Origin of the sequence: Pseudomonas meliae, assembly GCF_001400515.1 — a bacterium.
Taxonomy (GTDB): Bacteria; Pseudomonadota; Gammaproteobacteria; order Pseudomonadales; family Pseudomonadaceae; genus Aquipseudomonas; species Aquipseudomonas amygdali.
In genome coordinates this window covers 1-15,176 of sequence record NZ_LJQT01000345.1, presented here as the reverse complement: position 1 = coordinate 15,176, position 15,176 = coordinate 1, and the positions used below count along the sequence as shown (strand labels likewise).

Below are 15,176 nucleotides of genomic sequence, written 5' to 3'. Positions count from 1 at the left end.
ACAGGTTTGTTCCTCTGCACCGCCCTCCCCTGAATACCCGGTTGCATTCGGTTTTCCGAACATTTCGCTCTGCCTGATTCGGCTTCCCGGACGCTTCGATTCCGGGCGTCGCGTTCAATCACGAATAAAATCTTTTAAATTCATAGCCTTGATTGATTCAAGCTGCTTGGCACGATTCATGCTATACACTCTGAACCGAGCGTTTCGACAGGGCGTGTGTCTGGATCAGGACGCCGTTGAAGCATTCGCCAAGAAGCGGGCTGCCTCCCATTGCGGCCCCATCAATAAAAATGAAATCAAGGATTCATCAATGCGCATCGTTCCCCACCTGTTGGGCGTAACAATCACTGCCGTTCTGATCAGCACCCCGATTTTCGCCGCCGAACTTACCGGCACCCTGAAGAAAATCAAGGAATCCGGCACCATCACGCTGGGCCACCGTGACGCGTCCATTCCGTTTTCCTACATCGCAGACGCTTCTGGCGTACCGATGGGCTACTCGCATGACATCCAGCTGAAAATCGTCGAAGCCATCAAGAAAGACCTCGACATGCCTGACCTCAAGGTCAAGTACAACCTGGTAACGTCTCAGACCCGTATTCCGCTGGTTCAGAACGGCACCGTCGACGTTGAATGTGGTTCGACCACCAACAATGTCGAGCGTCAGCAGCAGGTCGACTTCTCCATCGGCATCTTCGAAGTCGGCACGCGCCTGCTGTCGAAAAAAGACTCCAGCTACAAGGACTTCGATGACCTGAAAGGCAAGAACGTAGTGACCACCGCGGGCACAACGTCCGAGCGCATCCTCAAGGCGATGAACGCCGACAAGCAGATGGGCATGAACGTGATCTCGGCCAAGGACCACGGCGAATCCTTCCAGATGCTTGAGTCTGGCCGTGCGGTCGCATTCATGATGGACGACGCGCTGCTGGCCGGCGAGATGGCCAAGGCCAAGAAGCCGGATGACTGGGCAGTGACCGGTACTGCGCAATCCTACGAAATCTACGGCTGCATGGTCCGCAAGGGCGATGCTCCGTTCAAGAAGGCAGTGGATGACGCCATTGTTGCCACCTACAAGTCTGGCGACATCAATGCCATCTACAGCAAGTGGTTCATGTCCCCCGTCCCGCCTAAAGGGCTGAATTTGAATTTCCCGATGAGCGACAAGCTCAAGGAACTGATTCAGAACCCGACCGACAAGGCCGCAGAAGACAAGAAAGCCTGAGCAACCGGTTCAGCCAGCCTGAACTGATCGCATCCCGGGCAGGCAAAACCTGTTCGGGACCGGCTCCTCACTCTCGAAGTCCGACAGTGCGTGCATCTCGATATAAATAGAAAAATAGGGGGAGACCCTGATGAATTACAACTGGGACTGGGGCGTGTTCTTCAAGTCCACCGGCGTCGGCAGCGAGACCTATCTGGACTGGTTCATATCCGGCCTGGGCTGGACCATCGCCATTGCTGTCGCTGCCTGGATCATTGCCCTGATACTGGGTTCGGTACTGGGCGTCATGCGCACCGTACCAAGCCGTCTGGTATCGGGTATTGCCACGGTATACGTGGAAATTTTCCGTAATGTGCCACTGCTGGTGCAGCTGTTCATCTGGTACTTTCTGGTGCCCGACCTGCTGCCGGAAAACCTGCAGGAGTGGTACAAGCAGGACCTCAACCCGACTACCTCCGCGTTCCTGAGCGTGGTGGTCTGCCTGGGTCTGTTTACCGCTGCACGGGTCTGCGAACAGGTGCGTACCGGCATTGAAGCACTGCCAAAGGGCCAGGAATCGGCCGCGCGTGCAATGGGCTTCAAGCTGCCGCAGATCTACTGGAACGTGCTGTTGCCACAGGCTTACCGGATCATCATTCCACCGCTCACTTCCGAATTCCTGAACGTGTTCAAGAACTCGTCGGTAGCATCACTGATCGGCCTGATGGAGCTGCTCGCGCAGACCAAACAGACCGCCGAGTTTTCCGCCAACCTGTTTGAAGCCTTTACGCTCGCAACCCTCATCTACTTCACGCTGAACATGAGCCTGATGCTGCTGATGCGCATGATCGAGAAGAAAGTCGCTGTACCCGGACTCATCTCGCTGGGGGGCAAATAATGGACTTCACTGGAATCGTTCCGGCCATTCCCGGCCTGTGGAACGGCATGGTCATGACCCTCAAGCTGATGGCAATGGGTGTTGTCGGCGGCCTGGTGCTTGGCACTTTGCTGGCGTTGATGCGCCTGTCATCAAACAAGCTGCTGGCCAATGTGGCTGGCGCTTACGTGAACTACTTCCGTTCGATCCCGCTGCTGCTGGTGATCACCTGGTTCTATACCTCGCAGTGCCATTCGTGTTGCGCTGGATTACCGGTGAAGACACGCCCATCGGGGCCTTCGCTTCCTGTGTCGTGGCCTTCATGATGTTCGAAGCCGCGTACTTCTGCGAAATCGTCCGTGTCGGCGTGCAGTCGATTTCCAAAGGACAGATGGGCGCAGCCCAGGCGCTGGGCATGAATTACTCGCAGATGATGCGACTGATCATCCTGCCCCAGGCGTTTCGCAAGATGACGCCGCTGTTGCTGCAACAGAGCATCATTCTGTTCCAGGACACCTCTCTGGTGTACACCGTGGGCCTTGTGGACTTTCTCAATGCATCGCGCTCCAGTGGCGACATTATCGGGCGCGCCAACGAGTTCCTGATCATTGCCGGTCTGGTGTACTTCACGATCAGCTTTGCCGCCTCGCTGCTGGTGAAGCGTCTGCAAAAAAGGTTTGCCGTATGATTTCCATCAAAAACGTCAACAAATGGTATGGCGACTTCCAGGTGCTGACCGATTGCAGCACCGAGGTCAGCAAAGGTGAAGTGGTTGTGGTGTGCGGGCCCTCCGGTTCCGGCAAGTCGACCCTGATCAAATGCGTGAATGCGCTGGAACCGTTTCAAAAAGGCGACATTGTCGTCGACGGCACATCGATTTCCGACTCGAAGACCAATCTGCCAAAACTGCGCTCGCGGGTCGGCATGGTGTTTCAGCACTTCGAACTGTTCCCGCACCTGAGCATTGTCGAAAACCTGACCATCGCGCAGATCAAGGTACTGGGTCGCAGCAAGGCCGAAGCGACCGAAAAAGGCCTGAAATTGCTGGACCGCGTCGGCCTGTCCGAGCATGCGCACAAGCATCCCGGGCAGCTTTCCGGTGGTCAGCAACAGCGTGTTGCCATCGCTCGCGCCCTGGCGATGGACCCGGTGGTCATGCTGTTTGACGAACCGACGTCTGCGCTGGACCCCGAAATGGTCAACGAAGTGCTCGACGTGATGGTGCAACTGGCGCACGAAGGCATGACCATGATGTGCGTGACCCACGAAATGGGCTTCGCTCGCAAGGTCGCCAATCGGGTGATTTTCATGGACAAGGGACAGATTGTCGAAGACTGCGAAAAAGAAGAGTTTTTCGGTGACGTCAGCGCACGCTCGGAACGCGCTCAGCAATTTCTCGCCAAGATTCTCCAGCACTAGGTAATGCCGGCTGCCTGCGCATTCGCGGGCAGCTGTTCGGTTCAGGACGACTGTGATGAAATGCGACCCCACTCTGTATCGCGCCGCGCCGCCATCACTCGCCGTGAAACCTCGTCTGATACGCCAACTGTTTTTACCGCCGCTGATCCTCATGCTGATGATCGGACTGGGCTATATCGCCTACCTGATCAGCGAACACAGCGGTATCAAGAGCCTGCGCGAGACCGGTGAGCGCCAGCTGGAGCTGCATGCCCGCACGGTCGAGAGTGAAATCAGCAAATACACCTATTTACCCAGCGTGCTGGAGCTTGAATCCAGCGTGTCGCAGTTGCTCAACGAGCCGAGTCCCGAGCTTCAGCAGCAGGTCAACCGCTATCTGGAAGGGATGAATCGACGCAGCCGCAGCCGTGCCATTTATGTGATGGACACCACCGGTCGGGTGCTGGCCACCAGCAACTGGCGTGATTCCGACAGTTATCAGGGTGAAGACCTGTCCTTCCGCGCCTACTTTCAGGACGCCGTGCGCGGCCTGCCCGGCCGTTTTTACGGGATTGGCACCACCACGGGCGAATCGGGTTACTACCTGGCCCACGGGTTGGAAGACAAAGGCCGGATCATCGGCGTCGCCGTGATCAAAGTACGCCTTGAAGCACTGGAAGAACGCTGGCAGCGTGCGCGCCTGGAGGCGTTTGTCAGCGACGAGAACGGCATCATCATCCTCTCGAGCGACCCGGCTCGGCGCCTGAAGTCAGTACGACCGCTCACCCCGCAGGTCAAGGAACGCCTGGCCCGTAGCCTGCAATATTACTGGTGGCCGCTTAACGAACTGGTGCCACTGGAGCGGGAAACCCTCTCCGAAGGCGTCGAAAAGCTTGTTTTCCCGGCCAACGTCAGTGTCGATCGGGAACACAAGCAGGTCAGTTATCTGGCCCAGAGCCGTCCGCTGAGCGATACCGCCTGGCACCTGACACTGCTTACGCCACTGGAAGACCTACGCCGTGAAGCGGCCAATCAGGGCATGCTGGTAGCTGTGGCCTGCGCGCTAGTGACCTTTCTGCTGATTGCCTGGAACGAGCGGCGCAAGGTGATCTCGACCCGACTGGCGGCCAGAGAGGCGCTGCAGGCTGCGAACAATGAGCTGGAACGCAAGATCGCCGAGCGTACCGAACACCTGCGAGCCAGCAACGAACGCCTCAAGGCGCAGATTCGCGAACGAAGACAGGCTGAAGACGCCCTGCGCAGAGCCCAGGACGAGTTGGTGCAAGCTGGCAAGCTGGCGGCCATCGGCCAGATGTCGACCAGCATCGCTCATGAATTGAACCAGCCTCTGGCGGCATTGCGCACCTTGTCCGGCAATACCGTGCGTTTTCTTGAGCGAGGCGCGCTGGACACCGCCAGTGCCAACCTGCGCACCATCAATGATCTGGTCGACCGCATGGGCCGCATTACCGCCAGCCTGCGCGCATTCGCCCGACGCGGCGACGATCAGGGCCAGGCGCAACTGAGCAAGGCCGTCGAGGCGGCGGCGCAGTTGCTGGGCGTACGCCTGGAGCAGTCTGGCCTGACGTTACACCGAGACTTCGTCGACGCCACCCTGAGCATCGACCAGACCCGCCTGGAACAGATCCTGGTCAATCTGATCGGCAATGCGCTGGACGCCATGTTCAACCAGCCAGCGCCCGAGTTGTGGCTCACCGGGTCAATTGAAGACGGGCGTTATCGCTTGCGGGTACGTGATAACGGGCACGGCATCGATACCGAAACCCGCAAGCACCTGTTCGAACCTTTCTTCACCACCAAACCCGGCGAACAAGGCCTGGGACTGGGCCTGACCCTGTCGGCGAGCCTCGCCGCCGCAATCGGGGGCAGCCTGAGCGCAGAGCACCCAGGTGACGGCGGCACAACATTTGTCCTGAGCCTGCCATTTGTCCCCGATGCCCCGACCGACAATCGCCCGAGCGGCCCCGGCCCAAGTGGACTGACATGAGACGACACCCATGAGCATCAACAGCGACCTGACCGTGCTGATCGTCGAAGACGACCCGCATGTGTTGCTCGGCTGCCAGCAGGCGCTGGCGCTGGAAGACATTGCCAGCGAAGGCGTATCAAGCGCCGAAGACGCCCTCAAGCGCATCGGTGACAATTTTGCCGGTATCGTCATCAGCGACATTCGTTTGCCGGGTATCGACGGGCTGGAATTATTGAGCCGCCTCAAGGCGCGTGACAGCACCTGCCGGTGGTGCTGATCACCGGCCACGGCGACATCACCATGGCCGTCAACGCAATGCGCGATGGTGCTTACGATTTCATGGAGAAACCCTTTTCTCCCGAGCGTCTGGTCGACGTCACCCGGCGCGCGCTGGAGCAGCGCGGGCTGGCCCGTGAAGTCTGGGCGTTGCGCAAGCAACTTGCCGAACGCGATTCGCTGGAAGGCCGGATCATCGGCCGCTCCCCCGCCATGCAAAACCTGCGCGCATTGATTACCAACGTCGCCGATACGTCGGCCAATGTGCTGATCGAAGGCGAGACCGGCACCGGCAAGGAGCTAGTCGCGCGCTGCCTGCACGACTTCAGCCGACGCAAGGACAGTCAGTTCGTGGCACTCAATTGCGGCGGGCTGGCAGAAAGCCTGTTCGAGTCGGAAATTTTCGGTCACGAAGCCAATGCATTTACCGGCGCGGGCAAGCGGCGCATCGGCAAGATCGAACACGCCCACAATGGCACGCTGTTTCTCGATGAAGTGGAAAGCATGCCGGTCAACCTGCAGATCAAACTGTTGCGCGTCCTCCAGGAACGAACTCTGGAGCGGCTTGGTTCGAACCAAAGTGTTGCAGTGGATTGCCGGGGCATTGCGGCGACCAAATCCGACCTCAATGCACTGAGCAAGACCAGTCAGTTCCGCAGCGACCTGTATTACCGTCTGAACGTCGTCACGCTGGAGCTACCGCCATTGCGTGAGCGCCGCGAAGACATTCTGCAACTGTTCGAACACTTCCTGCAGTTGTCGTCATTGCGCTTCGACCGTGAGCCGCCGACGCTGGACAGACAGACCAGTTCAAGCCTGATGAGCCACGACTGGCCGGGTAACGTGAGGGAGCTGCGCAACGTAGCCGAGCGGTTTGCCTTGGGTCTGCCGGCGTTCAAACAGGCAGGCACGGTCAGTGAAAATCAAAGCCTGGGGTTTGCCGAAGCGGTTGAGGCCTTCGAACGATCCCTGCTCAGCGAGGCCCTGCAACGCAGCGGTGGCAACCTCAGCCAGGCCAGTCAGGAACTGGGCATGGCCAAGACCACCTTGTTCGACAAGGTCAAGAAATACGGGCTTTGAGCACTGCGTCCGCTCTTGAGTGTGCGGTGTCGCGCAGATCTGTGACGCAGAGCGTCACCCACTGCATTCCCACGCTGGAGCGTGCGGAACGATAGGCGTCCGCACGACACCGATCCTGCACAGGCAGTGCGTTACTTCGACTCGCTGAGCATCTGCCGGATCGCGCTGACGAACACTTCAACCGGCTGCCCGCCCGATACCGCGTACTGGTCGTTGAAGACCATGGTCGGCACGGAGGTGATACCGCGGGATGTCCAGAGTTGCTCGGCTTCGCGGACCTCTGCGGTGTACTCGCCGCTGTCGAGGATGGCCTGAGCACGCAAACGGTCCAGGCCGACCTTCTGCGCTACGTCTGCCAGAGTCTGGTGGCTGGACGGGTCTTTCAGGTCACTGAAATAGGCTTCGAACAGCGCCTGCTTCAATGCGTACTGCTTGCCTTGTTGTTCGGCCCAGTGCAACAGGCGATGAGCATCGAACGTGTTGTAGATACGTCGCTCGCCCTTGGCAAAGGTGAAGCCCAGCTCGGCACCGCGCTCACGAATCGTCTCGTGAATGCTTTCGATCTGTTCTGGCGTAGAGCCATATTTTTCGGCGATGTGCTCTTTGATGTCCTGCCCTTCGGCAGGCATGTTCGGGTTCAACTCGAAAGGCTGGAAGTGGATGTGCGCTTGCACTTCATCACCCAGCGCCTGATCCAGCGCGCGCAGGCCGATGACACACCAGGGGCAGGAAACATCGGAGATGAAATCGATCTTCAGTGCAGTCGTCATGTCGGCCCTTTTCAGTCAGCAGATTCAATAAGCAAGGGCCATACGATACACCTCTGTCAGTGCCTGACAACCGGGCAGGGTTTACAGTTGGGCAAGGCTGCGACCGTCTTCATGCTGGGCTTTCAGGTACGGCAGCACCGCCCCGAGCAACGGTGCCTTGAAGGCTTCCTGAAAACGGTGCGCCAGCCCCGGAATCAGGCGCAACTGGCTGCCCTGAATATGCGCGGCCACGTGCACACCATGCATGACCGGCAACAATGGATCAGCCGTGCCATGCACCACCAGAACCGGCAGGCGCAGACGGTTCAGCAACTCCACCCGGCTCGGCTCGGCCAGAATCGCCATGATCTGACGCTTGACGCCCTCGGGATTGAAGGCCCGGTCGTAGGACACCGCAGCCTGATGCAGCAATTGCTGGCGATCATCCTTGACCTGCGGGCTGCCCAGCGCTGCAAGCAGATCGGCCTGCTGCTCGATGGCCATTTCCCGGTTGGGCGCGCCGCGCCGCGCCAGCAGTTGCATCAACGCCGCACTGGGCATCGGCAAGCCCTGCGCACCGGAGCTGGTCATGATCAGCGTCAGGCTTTCGACCCGCGACGGGGCCAGATCGGCCAGGTGCTGGGCAATCATGCCGCCCATGCTCGCGCCAAGAACGTGAAACTGGCGAATCTGCAAGGCGTCCATCAGGCCCAAGGCATCATCGGCCATATCGGTCAGCGAATACGGCGCAGAGACCGGCAGGCCCAGCTTGTAGCGCAGCACTTCAAAGGTCAGGTTGGCCTCGGCTGGCTGCTGCACCCAGGTAGACAGACCGACGTCGCGATTGTCGTAGCGAATCACCCGGTAGCCCTGCTGACACAGTGCAACCACAACCTCGTCCGGCCAATGAATCAATTGCCCGCCAAGGCCCATTACCAACAGCAAGGCAGGGTCGGATTCACTGCCGATGCTTTGATAGGCAATTCGTACCTCTTTAAGGTCAGCATGCTGTACAGGAACATCGCCATCACAACGATCGGCCGCAAAAGACGGCAAGCCGCACAGAAGCGCGGCCAGAAAAATTAAAACCCGCATGAAAAACACCAAAAAACAGATCCCCAGTAGGCCGCGAGTCTGATGATGTTTCGCCAAGCGCGCTGCCACACTTGCGTGACAGTTTGATGAATGGCGCTGAGTGGTCGTTAGTCGGGTGTTGCGTTACGCGGCGAACTGATCCGCCACCATCAGGTTTTTTCCAAAACGGGCGCGCGCTTCGAGGAGTGACTCCTGGTGCCAGCCCGAATGCGTGTCGCACTCGCCCAAGGACAGGACCTTGTAAACCGGCAGACGATCAAACACCGGAGCCAGCAGCTCCGGTTCGGTCACGCTGTCCAGATGCAACCCTGCAACCGGCAACAAGGCCGCGATACCCAGGTTGGGCCGCAGGTCACCGTGATAAAGACCAATGAGCTTCTTCAACGGCGAATACTGAAGAATGTGATAGGCACGTTCGAAGGCGTTGCTCCATGCCAGCGGCAGGTCGAGCGCCAGGATCGGTTCGTCGATCTGAATCCACTCGACACCGCGCGCCGCCAGACGCCCGAAGATCTCGCCATACACCTGCAGCAGATGCTCCAGCAGGTCGAGGCGATCTACCTGGTCACCCTGAACGTCACTTAGCCAGAGCAGTGTCAGAGGACCGATCAATGCGGGCTTGCGGCCTTGTTCGCACGCTTCAGCGACGCTCGCCAGCAGCGGTGCCCAATCAGGCTGAAAACGCTGGTCGCGTTTCAGGTGTGGCACCTGCTGCGGGTAACGCGCCATCAACCAGCTGCGCAGTTCGGCGTCAGTTGTCGCAACACCCTGATCCTGTTTCCAGAAAGCCTGCAGAGCGTGCTGCAATTCACGGTCTGCGCCAATGTGAAAATAGTCAGGGTGTTGAGTCAGGGCCACGATGCGTCCTCCATAAAAGACTGGTCTATTGTCGACAGCTGACACAACATGAGACAACCTCATTTTTTTCGTGTTGATCACAAATACTGCTCATGGAGCACTGACGGTGCTTGAAATACGCCACCTCAAAACCCTGCACGCCCTGCGCGAGGCCGACAGCCTTGTGGAGGCCGCCGAACGCCTGCATCTGACGCAGTCGGCGCTGTCCCATCAGTTCAAGGAACTGGAAGAGCGCATGGGCATGCCGCTGTTTGTGCGCAAGACCAAACCGGTACGGTTTACCAGCGCCGGTCTGCGCCTGCTGCAATTGGCCGATTCCATGCTGCCGCAACTGCGCAGTGCCGAGCGTGACATCGCCCGTCTGGCAGGCGGCACCGCGGGAAGGCTGCACATGGCAATCGAATGCCACAGCTGTTTTCAATGGCTGATGCCGACCATCGACCAGTTCCGCGATGCCTGGCCCGAGGTCGAACTGGACCTGTCTTCCGGCTTCTCGTTTGCACCATTGCCCGCGCTGGCGCGTGGTGACCTGGACCTGGTGGTGACGTCCGACCCGCTGGAATTGCCCGGCATCACCTACGTGCCGCTGTTCACCTATGAAGCGATGCTGGCGGTGGCCAATCAACACGCGCTGGCGGGCCGGCCGTACATTGTTCCAGAAGACCTGCTCAGCGAAACGCTGATCACCTACCCGGTGGAGCGCGACCGACTGGACATCTTTACCCGTTTTCTGGAGCCCGCCGATATCGAGCCTGCACAGGTACGAACCTCGGAATTGACGGTGATGATGATGCAACTGGTCGCCAGCGGACGCGGGGTCTGTGGCATGCCGCACTGGGCGCTGCATGAATACAGCTCACGCGGCTATGTGAAGGCCAAGCGCCTGGGTGAGAAAGGACTGTTCGCAACGCTGTATGCTGGTATTCGCGCCGACATGCTCGACGCACCGTACATGCGCGATTTCCTGCTGACCGCCAAGGACACCTCGTTTTCAACGCTGGACGGGGTGAGTGTGGTTCGCTGACACTGTCGTCCTGCGCCAAGGCACAGGACGACACGGGTTCAGTTCGCTCGGGTTTGCCGCTGGCGGTACAACGGCAGGATCAGGTCGCGTGTCAGCGGAGCCAGATGCACATCCGCAAGACTGTCTGCGCCGACCCAGAGTACTTCTTCGATCTCGGCGGCGGGCAGAACCTGGGCATCAGATCTGACCTCGTAAAGCTGACAACACACCTCAAAACCTGGCTCATTGACAGCCGGTGCAACGAACTCGCCGAGAAACAGCGCCTGCTGCGGATCGATGATCAGCCCGAGTTCTTCTTCAAGCTCCCTGGCCAGCGCCCGCGGTGCCGGTTCGCCAGGTTCGATCTTGCCGCCCGGTTGCATGAATGCCTGAGTGCCGCGCTTGCGCACCAGCAGGGTCCGGCCGTCTGTGCCGATCAGCAGCGCCGCCGCGATGCGGATTATCTTCATGCAAAGATTTCCGTTTTCAGCAAACGTGCCTGATCAGCGCGCTCAAGGGCCAGCACGATCAGGCGATGGATCAGTTCGGCGTAGGTCAGACCGCTGGCCTGCCAGAGCTTGGGGTACATGCTGATGGAGGTGAAGCCAGGCAGCGTGTTGACCTCATTGATGATGATGTCACGCGTGTCGGTAACGAAGAAATCGACCCGCGAAAGCCCTGCGCAACCCAGCACCTTGTAAGCCTGCAACGCGACTTCACGCACCTGATCACTCAGATCGGCAGGAAACTCGGCGGGTATCGCGATGCGCGCCTGATCACCATTCAGGTACTTGGTGTCGTAGGCGTAGAACTCATCGTTGGCAATCACTTCGCCACAGACACTGACCTGCGCATCGAAGTTACCCAGTACCGCGCACTCCACTTCCCGGCCGACGATGCCCTGCTCGATCAGCAGCTTGTGGTCAAATTCGAAACCCAATGCCAGTGCAGCCACGAAGCCGGCCTCGTCAGACACTTTGCTGACGCCCACCGACGAGCCTTGATTGGCCGGCTTGACGAACATCGGCAGGCCCAACTGCGTGGCTGCATCGGCGAACGACAGGGTTTCCCCACGGCTGAGCACCATGAACGGCGCGACAGCAATGCCTGCATCGCGCAGCAGACGCTTGGTCACGTCTTTGTCCATACACGCCGCCGAGGCGAGTACGTCAGCGCCGACAAACGGAACGGCCAGCATGCGCAGCACACCTTGCAACGCACCGTCCTCACCAAACGCGCCGTGGATCAGCGGAAATACCACGTCAATGGCTGCCAGTGGCTTGCCTGTCTCGACCTCGACAAACTGGCCACCAGTGCTGCCAGGCAACAGCGACAACTGCTTGCCGGATGCGCTCAGTTTGATCCGCGCAGGATCATTGGCATTGAGCAGGTAGTCGCCCTCGTCGAAGCGCAACCAGCGGCCCAGCTTGTCGACGCCGATCAGGGTCAGCGCATAGCGTTCACGATCAATCGCATTGATCACGTTGCGTGCCGACTGCAACGAAACCTCATGCTCGCTGGATTGCCCACCGAAAACGATGGCGACTGACTTTTTCAAAGCGGTTACTCCTGTTTTTCAGGCCGCGAAGATAAAAGCAATGTTGGCTGTTAGTCCAGCAGATGATTGGCCATACGCCTGGAATTCAGGCAAAAAAAAACCGGTGGTGGGCAATCCATGCGAAATGCCCATCACCGGGAGGTCAGACAGCTCATTGAGCCGCTGCGGTTTCTTTCTTGCCGCCAGAGCCGAAGGTGGCGAAACGCTTGTTGAAACCCGCGATCCGGCCCTCGTTGGTGGTCTTGCGCTGCTGCCCGGTATACATCGGGTGCGAGGCGCTGGACACGTCTAGCGCGACATAAGGATAGGTGTTGCCGTCGGTGTGCTGCTGCGTACGGTCTGTGTCTACGGTCGAGCCGATCAGGAAGTAGACGTCGGCAGCGGTATCGTGGAACAGCACAGTACGGTAAGCGGGATGGATGTCGGGTTTCATGATTAGCTCTCCAGTGAGTTGACTGCAATCGTTATACAGTAACATAACAGAAGATGAGAATGATTGCTGTTGATTGCTATCATTGGCGAGCTTGATCGAACGCGCGCGTGCAGCAACTGTCGTCCTGAAACCGCCAGAACCAGCGCGCCAGAGACATTCTGTAATAGCGTGCTTTTGCAATCGGGCCGAATTAACGGCACCCTGCCGCGCCGCCGAACGTCACTGGTCGCTGGCTTGGAACCTGAGCCTCTGTGGCCGATCTTTACTCATTAGCACTTTCAAGAGTCCACCGTTATGACTAACGGACGCGATCATCGAATCGACTTCTTTCGCGGCCTGGCGCTGATCTTCATATTCTGGGATCACGTGCCGGACAACCCGCTCGCGCAGTTGACCGTCCGCAACTTCGGCTTCAGCGACGCAGCGGAAATCTTTGTCTTTCTTGCCGGTTACGCATCGATCCTGGCCTATGGACGCATCGCCCGGCGCGACGGCATGCTGGTGGCTGGCGTGCGGATCCTGCGCCGCACCTGGGTGCTGTATGTGGTGCATATCTTTCTGCTGACCCTGCTGATGGGCATCGTCTTCGTCGCCAACAATCATGTCGAGACGCGCGACATGGTCCAGCAGATGGGCCTTGAATACTTCGTCGGCAACCCGCAACAGACATTGGCCGATGAACTGTTGCTGCGTTTCAAGCCCAACCTGACCGACCCGTTGCCGCTGTATATCGTGCTGTTGCTGACCTTGCCGCTGACCTTGCCATTGATGCTGCGCAAACTGGAACTGGCGGTCGGCCTGTCGATTGCCCTGTACCTGATGGTGCCGTTGTTCGGCTGGAACCTGCGTGCCTATGAAGGCGGTGGCGTGTGGTACTTCAACCCGGTGGCCTGGCAGTTGCTGTTCATTCTCGGCGGTGCCTGTGCATTGCGCAGCGAAACAGCCACACCCGCCGTACACTCTCCGTTGCGCCGACAACCGCTGTTCCTGATGGCCGTCATCTACGTGTTGATCGCCGGAATGCTGACCTTCAGCGAAAAATGGTCCGGCCTGCACAGCGCACTGGTCTCGACCCTGCACCTCGACGCCCTGTACCCCATCAGCAAAACCGACCTGGCACCCGCGCGCCTGCTGCACTTCCTTGCACTGGTCTACGTCGTCGCCCGACTGCTGCCAACCTCAAGCGCCTGGCTCGAAAACTGGCCCGCCCGCCAGACCTGCCGCATGGGCCATTATTCGCTGGAAGTATTCTGCCTGGGCGTATTGCTCGCGCCACTGGCAGACATGGCAAATGCACTGGCAGGTGATACATGGCCTATGCAGGTGACTACCGCGATTGTCGGGCTGGGCTTGATGATGTTGATGGCCAATGGGCTGGAGTTGAATAAGCGGCTGGGGAGATAAGGCCGCCATAGCGGTGTAAAGGAAGGAGCATTGCAAATGCAAAGACTGGAAAAACGCATTTGCCAGTCTTCTTTACACATTTACTTACGGGGTACTTTTGATCAGTCTCTGATGACAGATATGTCCGACTTGCCCTTTATCAGGATGAGGTGTGTCAAGGCCAGTATTTAAAGCATAAGGATTATCCACCACCCAACTACCTTCAAAATATTGGGTGCGCCAAATATGTGTCCATCTGTCTTTCTCTGCAAAAACATCCGCATCGTTACCACCGACGCAGCGGCCAATATCTACCACTGTGCGGACTTTACCGGATGCGTCAGTCTTCACAAGGCCAGTGGGACGGGACTTATCGGACTTCGGCAGATCAATTGAGTATGACGCAATGCCCCCTTCCAGGGGCGTCCCTGTCGAATCAGTCATATCGATCTCCAGAACAACGTTGCTTATTCCTTGAGCAGATAACGGCCCCAGGGTAGACGCATCCGGAGGTATTCTTGACATACCATATGGCTGATCTCGCAGGCGAGCATAGGTGACCTTTGGAAATGAACCCAGTATCAGGCCATAGGTAGAACCTTGTACAAAAGTACTGGACTCGTTATGAGACACCCGAACAATTACATCCTGCCCAAGAGTCAAAGAAGAGAGCACCATTTTCTGACCACTGGCGAGCATATTCCATTTAGCGCCATCGTGAATTTCCAACTGAGCAGATCCGGACAGATGCCCTTGAATCAAAACCTTTTGCCCGCGCAATGCTGTGAAGCCGTAATAGTGGCTGTCCGCTGCGCTTACCAATGAATCCTTGATAATATTAAATTTGTCAGGCAGCTCAGTAAATTTAGGTTCTACAGCCTCTTCCGTTCTAACCTCGCCAGATCCCTCTAAAACTTCCGCCTCACTTGCCTGCTCATTTAAAATATTCCGCCCCACTTCGTGTGCTATCGCTTGCGGGTGTAAAGCGCATGCCAACAACGAAAATGCCAAAATCTTTGCTGCCTTGAGATTATTCATGTGACGCTCCTAATATTAATAAAACAACTAAAACAGGACGCCATAGAAATCCAACCTCAAGGTCAATAGCAAAACGAAAAATAAAGAAACTTCCTACAAAACAATTGCCACCCCAGCAACCTGGGAATATTCCTACACTCTTCTCAGCGCAAGTTTTCCCTGTTCGTGCCGTTAGTAAATTGACTACAGAAAATCAGGTGCACAATGAATATCGGCCCTAAGAGGGTGTAGACA

Annotated in this window: 13 protein-coding genes and 2 pseudogenes; 8 read left to right on the top strand and 7 right to left on the bottom strand. The window is 57.9% G+C overall.

Translation table 11 applies throughout. The features are described from left to right. Window positions 1–310: 310 nt before the first annotated feature. The 6 genes and pseudogenes from ALO64_RS15975 to aauR all read left to right on the top strand — a co-directional run bounded on the left by ALO64_RS15975 (window position 311) and on the right by aauR (window position 6,825). A complete protein-coding gene (locus ALO64_RS15975) occupies window positions 311–1,225 on the top strand; it encodes a glutamate/aspartate ABC transporter substrate-binding protein (protein WP_044344448.1) in 915 nt (304 codons plus the stop codon). Window positions 1,226–1,355: 130 nt separating this feature from the next. After that, entirely contained in the window at window positions 1,356–2,102 is a 747-nt protein-coding gene (locus ALO64_RS15970) for an amino acid ABC transporter permease (protein ID WP_005732232.1), read from the top strand. Further along, window positions 2,099–2,769: pseudogene (locus tag ALO64_RS15965) on the top strand (amino acid ABC transporter permease). The gene ALO64_RS15970 and the pseudogene ALO64_RS15965 overlap by 4 nt, the downstream one beginning before the upstream one ends. Next, window positions 2,766–3,500 (top strand): amino acid ABC transporter ATP-binding protein, encoded by a 735-nt coding sequence (locus ALO64_RS15960; RefSeq protein ID WP_002554866.1) that lies wholly within the window; start codon window positions 2,766–2,768, stop codon window positions 3,498–3,500. Before ALO64_RS15965 ends, ALO64_RS15960 begins: the two are co-directional and overlap by 4 nt. Window positions 3,501–3,555: 55 nt before the next feature. Further along, window positions 3,556–5,487, top strand: a complete 1,932-nt coding sequence (gene aauS / locus ALO64_RS15955; protein ID WP_054991754.1) for a two-component sensor histidine kinase AauS — start codon at window positions 3,556–3,558, stop codon at window positions 5,485–5,487. 64 nt (window positions 5,488–5,551) lie between these two features. Then, window positions 5,552–6,825, top strand: a pseudogene (aauR, locus tag ALO64_RS15950) (two-component response regulator AauR). A 131-nt stretch (window positions 6,826–6,956) separates the two neighbouring features. Here the strand turns inward: aauR and ALO64_RS15945 are convergent. The 3 genes from ALO64_RS15945 to ALO64_RS15935 form a co-directional block, all read right to left on the bottom strand. After that, entirely contained in the window at window positions 6,957–7,595 is a 639-nt protein-coding gene (locus ALO64_RS15945; protein ID WP_044344446.1) for a DsbA family oxidoreductase, read from the bottom strand. 81 nt (window positions 7,596–7,676) lie between these two features. After that, window positions 7,677–8,669 carry an alpha/beta fold hydrolase gene (locus tag ALO64_RS15940; RefSeq protein ID WP_082303421.1) on the bottom strand — a complete coding sequence of 331 codons (993 nt, stop codon included), beginning with the start codon at window positions 8,667–8,669 and terminating at the stop codon, window positions 7,677–7,679. A gap of 123 nt (window positions 8,670–8,792) precedes the next feature. After that, entirely contained in the window at window positions 8,793–9,527 is a 735-nt protein-coding gene (locus ALO64_RS15935; protein ID WP_044344445.1) for a 5-methyltetrahydropteroyltriglutamate--homocysteine methyltransferase, read from the bottom strand. A 106-nt stretch (window positions 9,528–9,633) separates the two neighbouring features. Between ALO64_RS15935 and metR the strand changes: the two genes are divergently transcribed. Next, window positions 9,634–10,551: a transcriptional regulator MetR gene (gene metR, locus ALO64_RS15930; protein WP_002554872.1), complete on the top strand. Its 918-nt coding sequence runs from the start codon at window positions 9,634–9,636 to the stop codon at window positions 10,549–10,551. 38 nt (window positions 10,552–10,589) lie between these two features. On the opposite strand, the gene ALO64_RS15925 is transcribed toward metR, so the two are convergent. The 3 genes from ALO64_RS15925 to ALO64_RS15915 form a co-directional block, all read right to left on the bottom strand. Beyond that, window positions 10,590–11,000 carry an NUDIX hydrolase gene (locus ALO64_RS15925; RefSeq protein WP_044344444.1) on the bottom strand — a complete coding sequence of 137 codons (411 nt, stop codon included), beginning with the start codon at window positions 10,998–11,000 and terminating at the stop codon, window positions 10,590–10,592. Continuing rightward, window positions 10,997–12,088, bottom strand: coding sequence for a D-alanine--D-alanine ligase (gene ddlA, locus ALO64_RS15920; protein ID WP_044344443.1), 1,092 nt, complete (start codon window positions 12,086–12,088; stop codon window positions 10,997–10,999). The genes ALO64_RS15925 and ddlA overlap by 4 nt, the downstream gene beginning before the upstream one ends. A 151-nt stretch (window positions 12,089–12,239) precedes the next feature. Then, window positions 12,240–12,521 (bottom strand): type B 50S ribosomal protein L31, encoded by a 282-nt coding sequence (locus ALO64_RS15915; protein ID WP_002554875.1) that lies wholly within the window; start codon window positions 12,519–12,521, stop codon window positions 12,240–12,242. A gap of 294 nt (window positions 12,522–12,815) precedes the next feature. Between ALO64_RS15915 and ALO64_RS15910 the strand changes: the two genes are divergently transcribed. Then, on the top strand, window positions 12,816–13,925 hold the full coding sequence (locus tag ALO64_RS15910; RefSeq protein ID WP_044344442.1) for an OpgC domain-containing protein: 1,110 nt from the start codon (window positions 12,816–12,818) through the stop codon (window positions 13,923–13,925). Between the two features lie 84 nt (window positions 13,926–14,009). On the opposite strand, the gene ALO64_RS26380 is transcribed toward ALO64_RS15910, so the two are convergent. Continuing rightward, the gene (locus ALO64_RS26380; RefSeq protein ID WP_044321394.1) at window positions 14,010–14,942 is read right to left on the bottom strand and encodes a hypothetical protein; all 933 of its coding nucleotides are present in this window, start codon (window positions 14,940–14,942) and stop codon (window positions 14,010–14,012) included. Window positions 14,943–15,176 lie beyond the last annotated feature (234 nt).

What these genes read in the sequence shown, in the direction of transcription:
- ALO64_RS15945 (WP_044344446.1), bottom strand. Translation starts at nt 7,595, where the DNA reads ATGACGACTGCACTGAAGATCGATTTCATCTCCGATGTTTCCTGCCCC.
- ALO64_RS15910 (WP_044344442.1), top strand. Translation starts at nt 12,816, where the DNA reads ATGACTAACGGACGCGATCATCGAATCGACTTCTTTCGCGGCCTGGCG.
- ALO64_RS15925 (WP_044344444.1), bottom strand. Translation starts at nt 11,000, where the DNA reads ATGAAGATAATCCGCATCGCGGCGGCGCTGCTGATCGGCACAGACGGC.
- ALO64_RS15970 (WP_005732232.1), top strand. Translation starts at nt 1,356, where the DNA reads ATGAATTACAACTGGGACTGGGGCGTGTTCTTCAAGTCCACCGGCGTC.
- ALO64_RS15940 (WP_082303421.1), bottom strand. Translation starts at nt 8,669, where the DNA reads ATGCGGGTTTTAATTTTTCTGGCCGCGCTTCTGTGCGGCTTGCCGTCT.
- ALO64_RS15915 (WP_002554875.1), bottom strand. Translation starts at nt 12,521, where the DNA reads ATGAAACCCGACATCCATCCCGCTTACCGTACTGTGCTGTTCCACGAT.
- aauS (WP_054991754.1), top strand. Translation starts at nt 3,556, where the DNA reads ATGAAATGCGACCCCACTCTGTATCGCGCCGCGCCGCCATCACTCGCC.
- ALO64_RS26380 (WP_044321394.1), bottom strand. Translation starts at nt 14,942, where the DNA reads ATGAATAATCTCAAGGCAGCAAAGATTTTGGCATTTTCGTTGTTGGCA.
- ALO64_RS15975 (WP_044344448.1), top strand. Translation starts at nt 311, where the DNA reads ATGCGCATCGTTCCCCACCTGTTGGGCGTAACAATCACTGCCGTTCTG.
- ALO64_RS15960 (WP_002554866.1), top strand. Translation starts at nt 2,766, where the DNA reads ATGATTTCCATCAAAAACGTCAACAAATGGTATGGCGACTTCCAGGTG.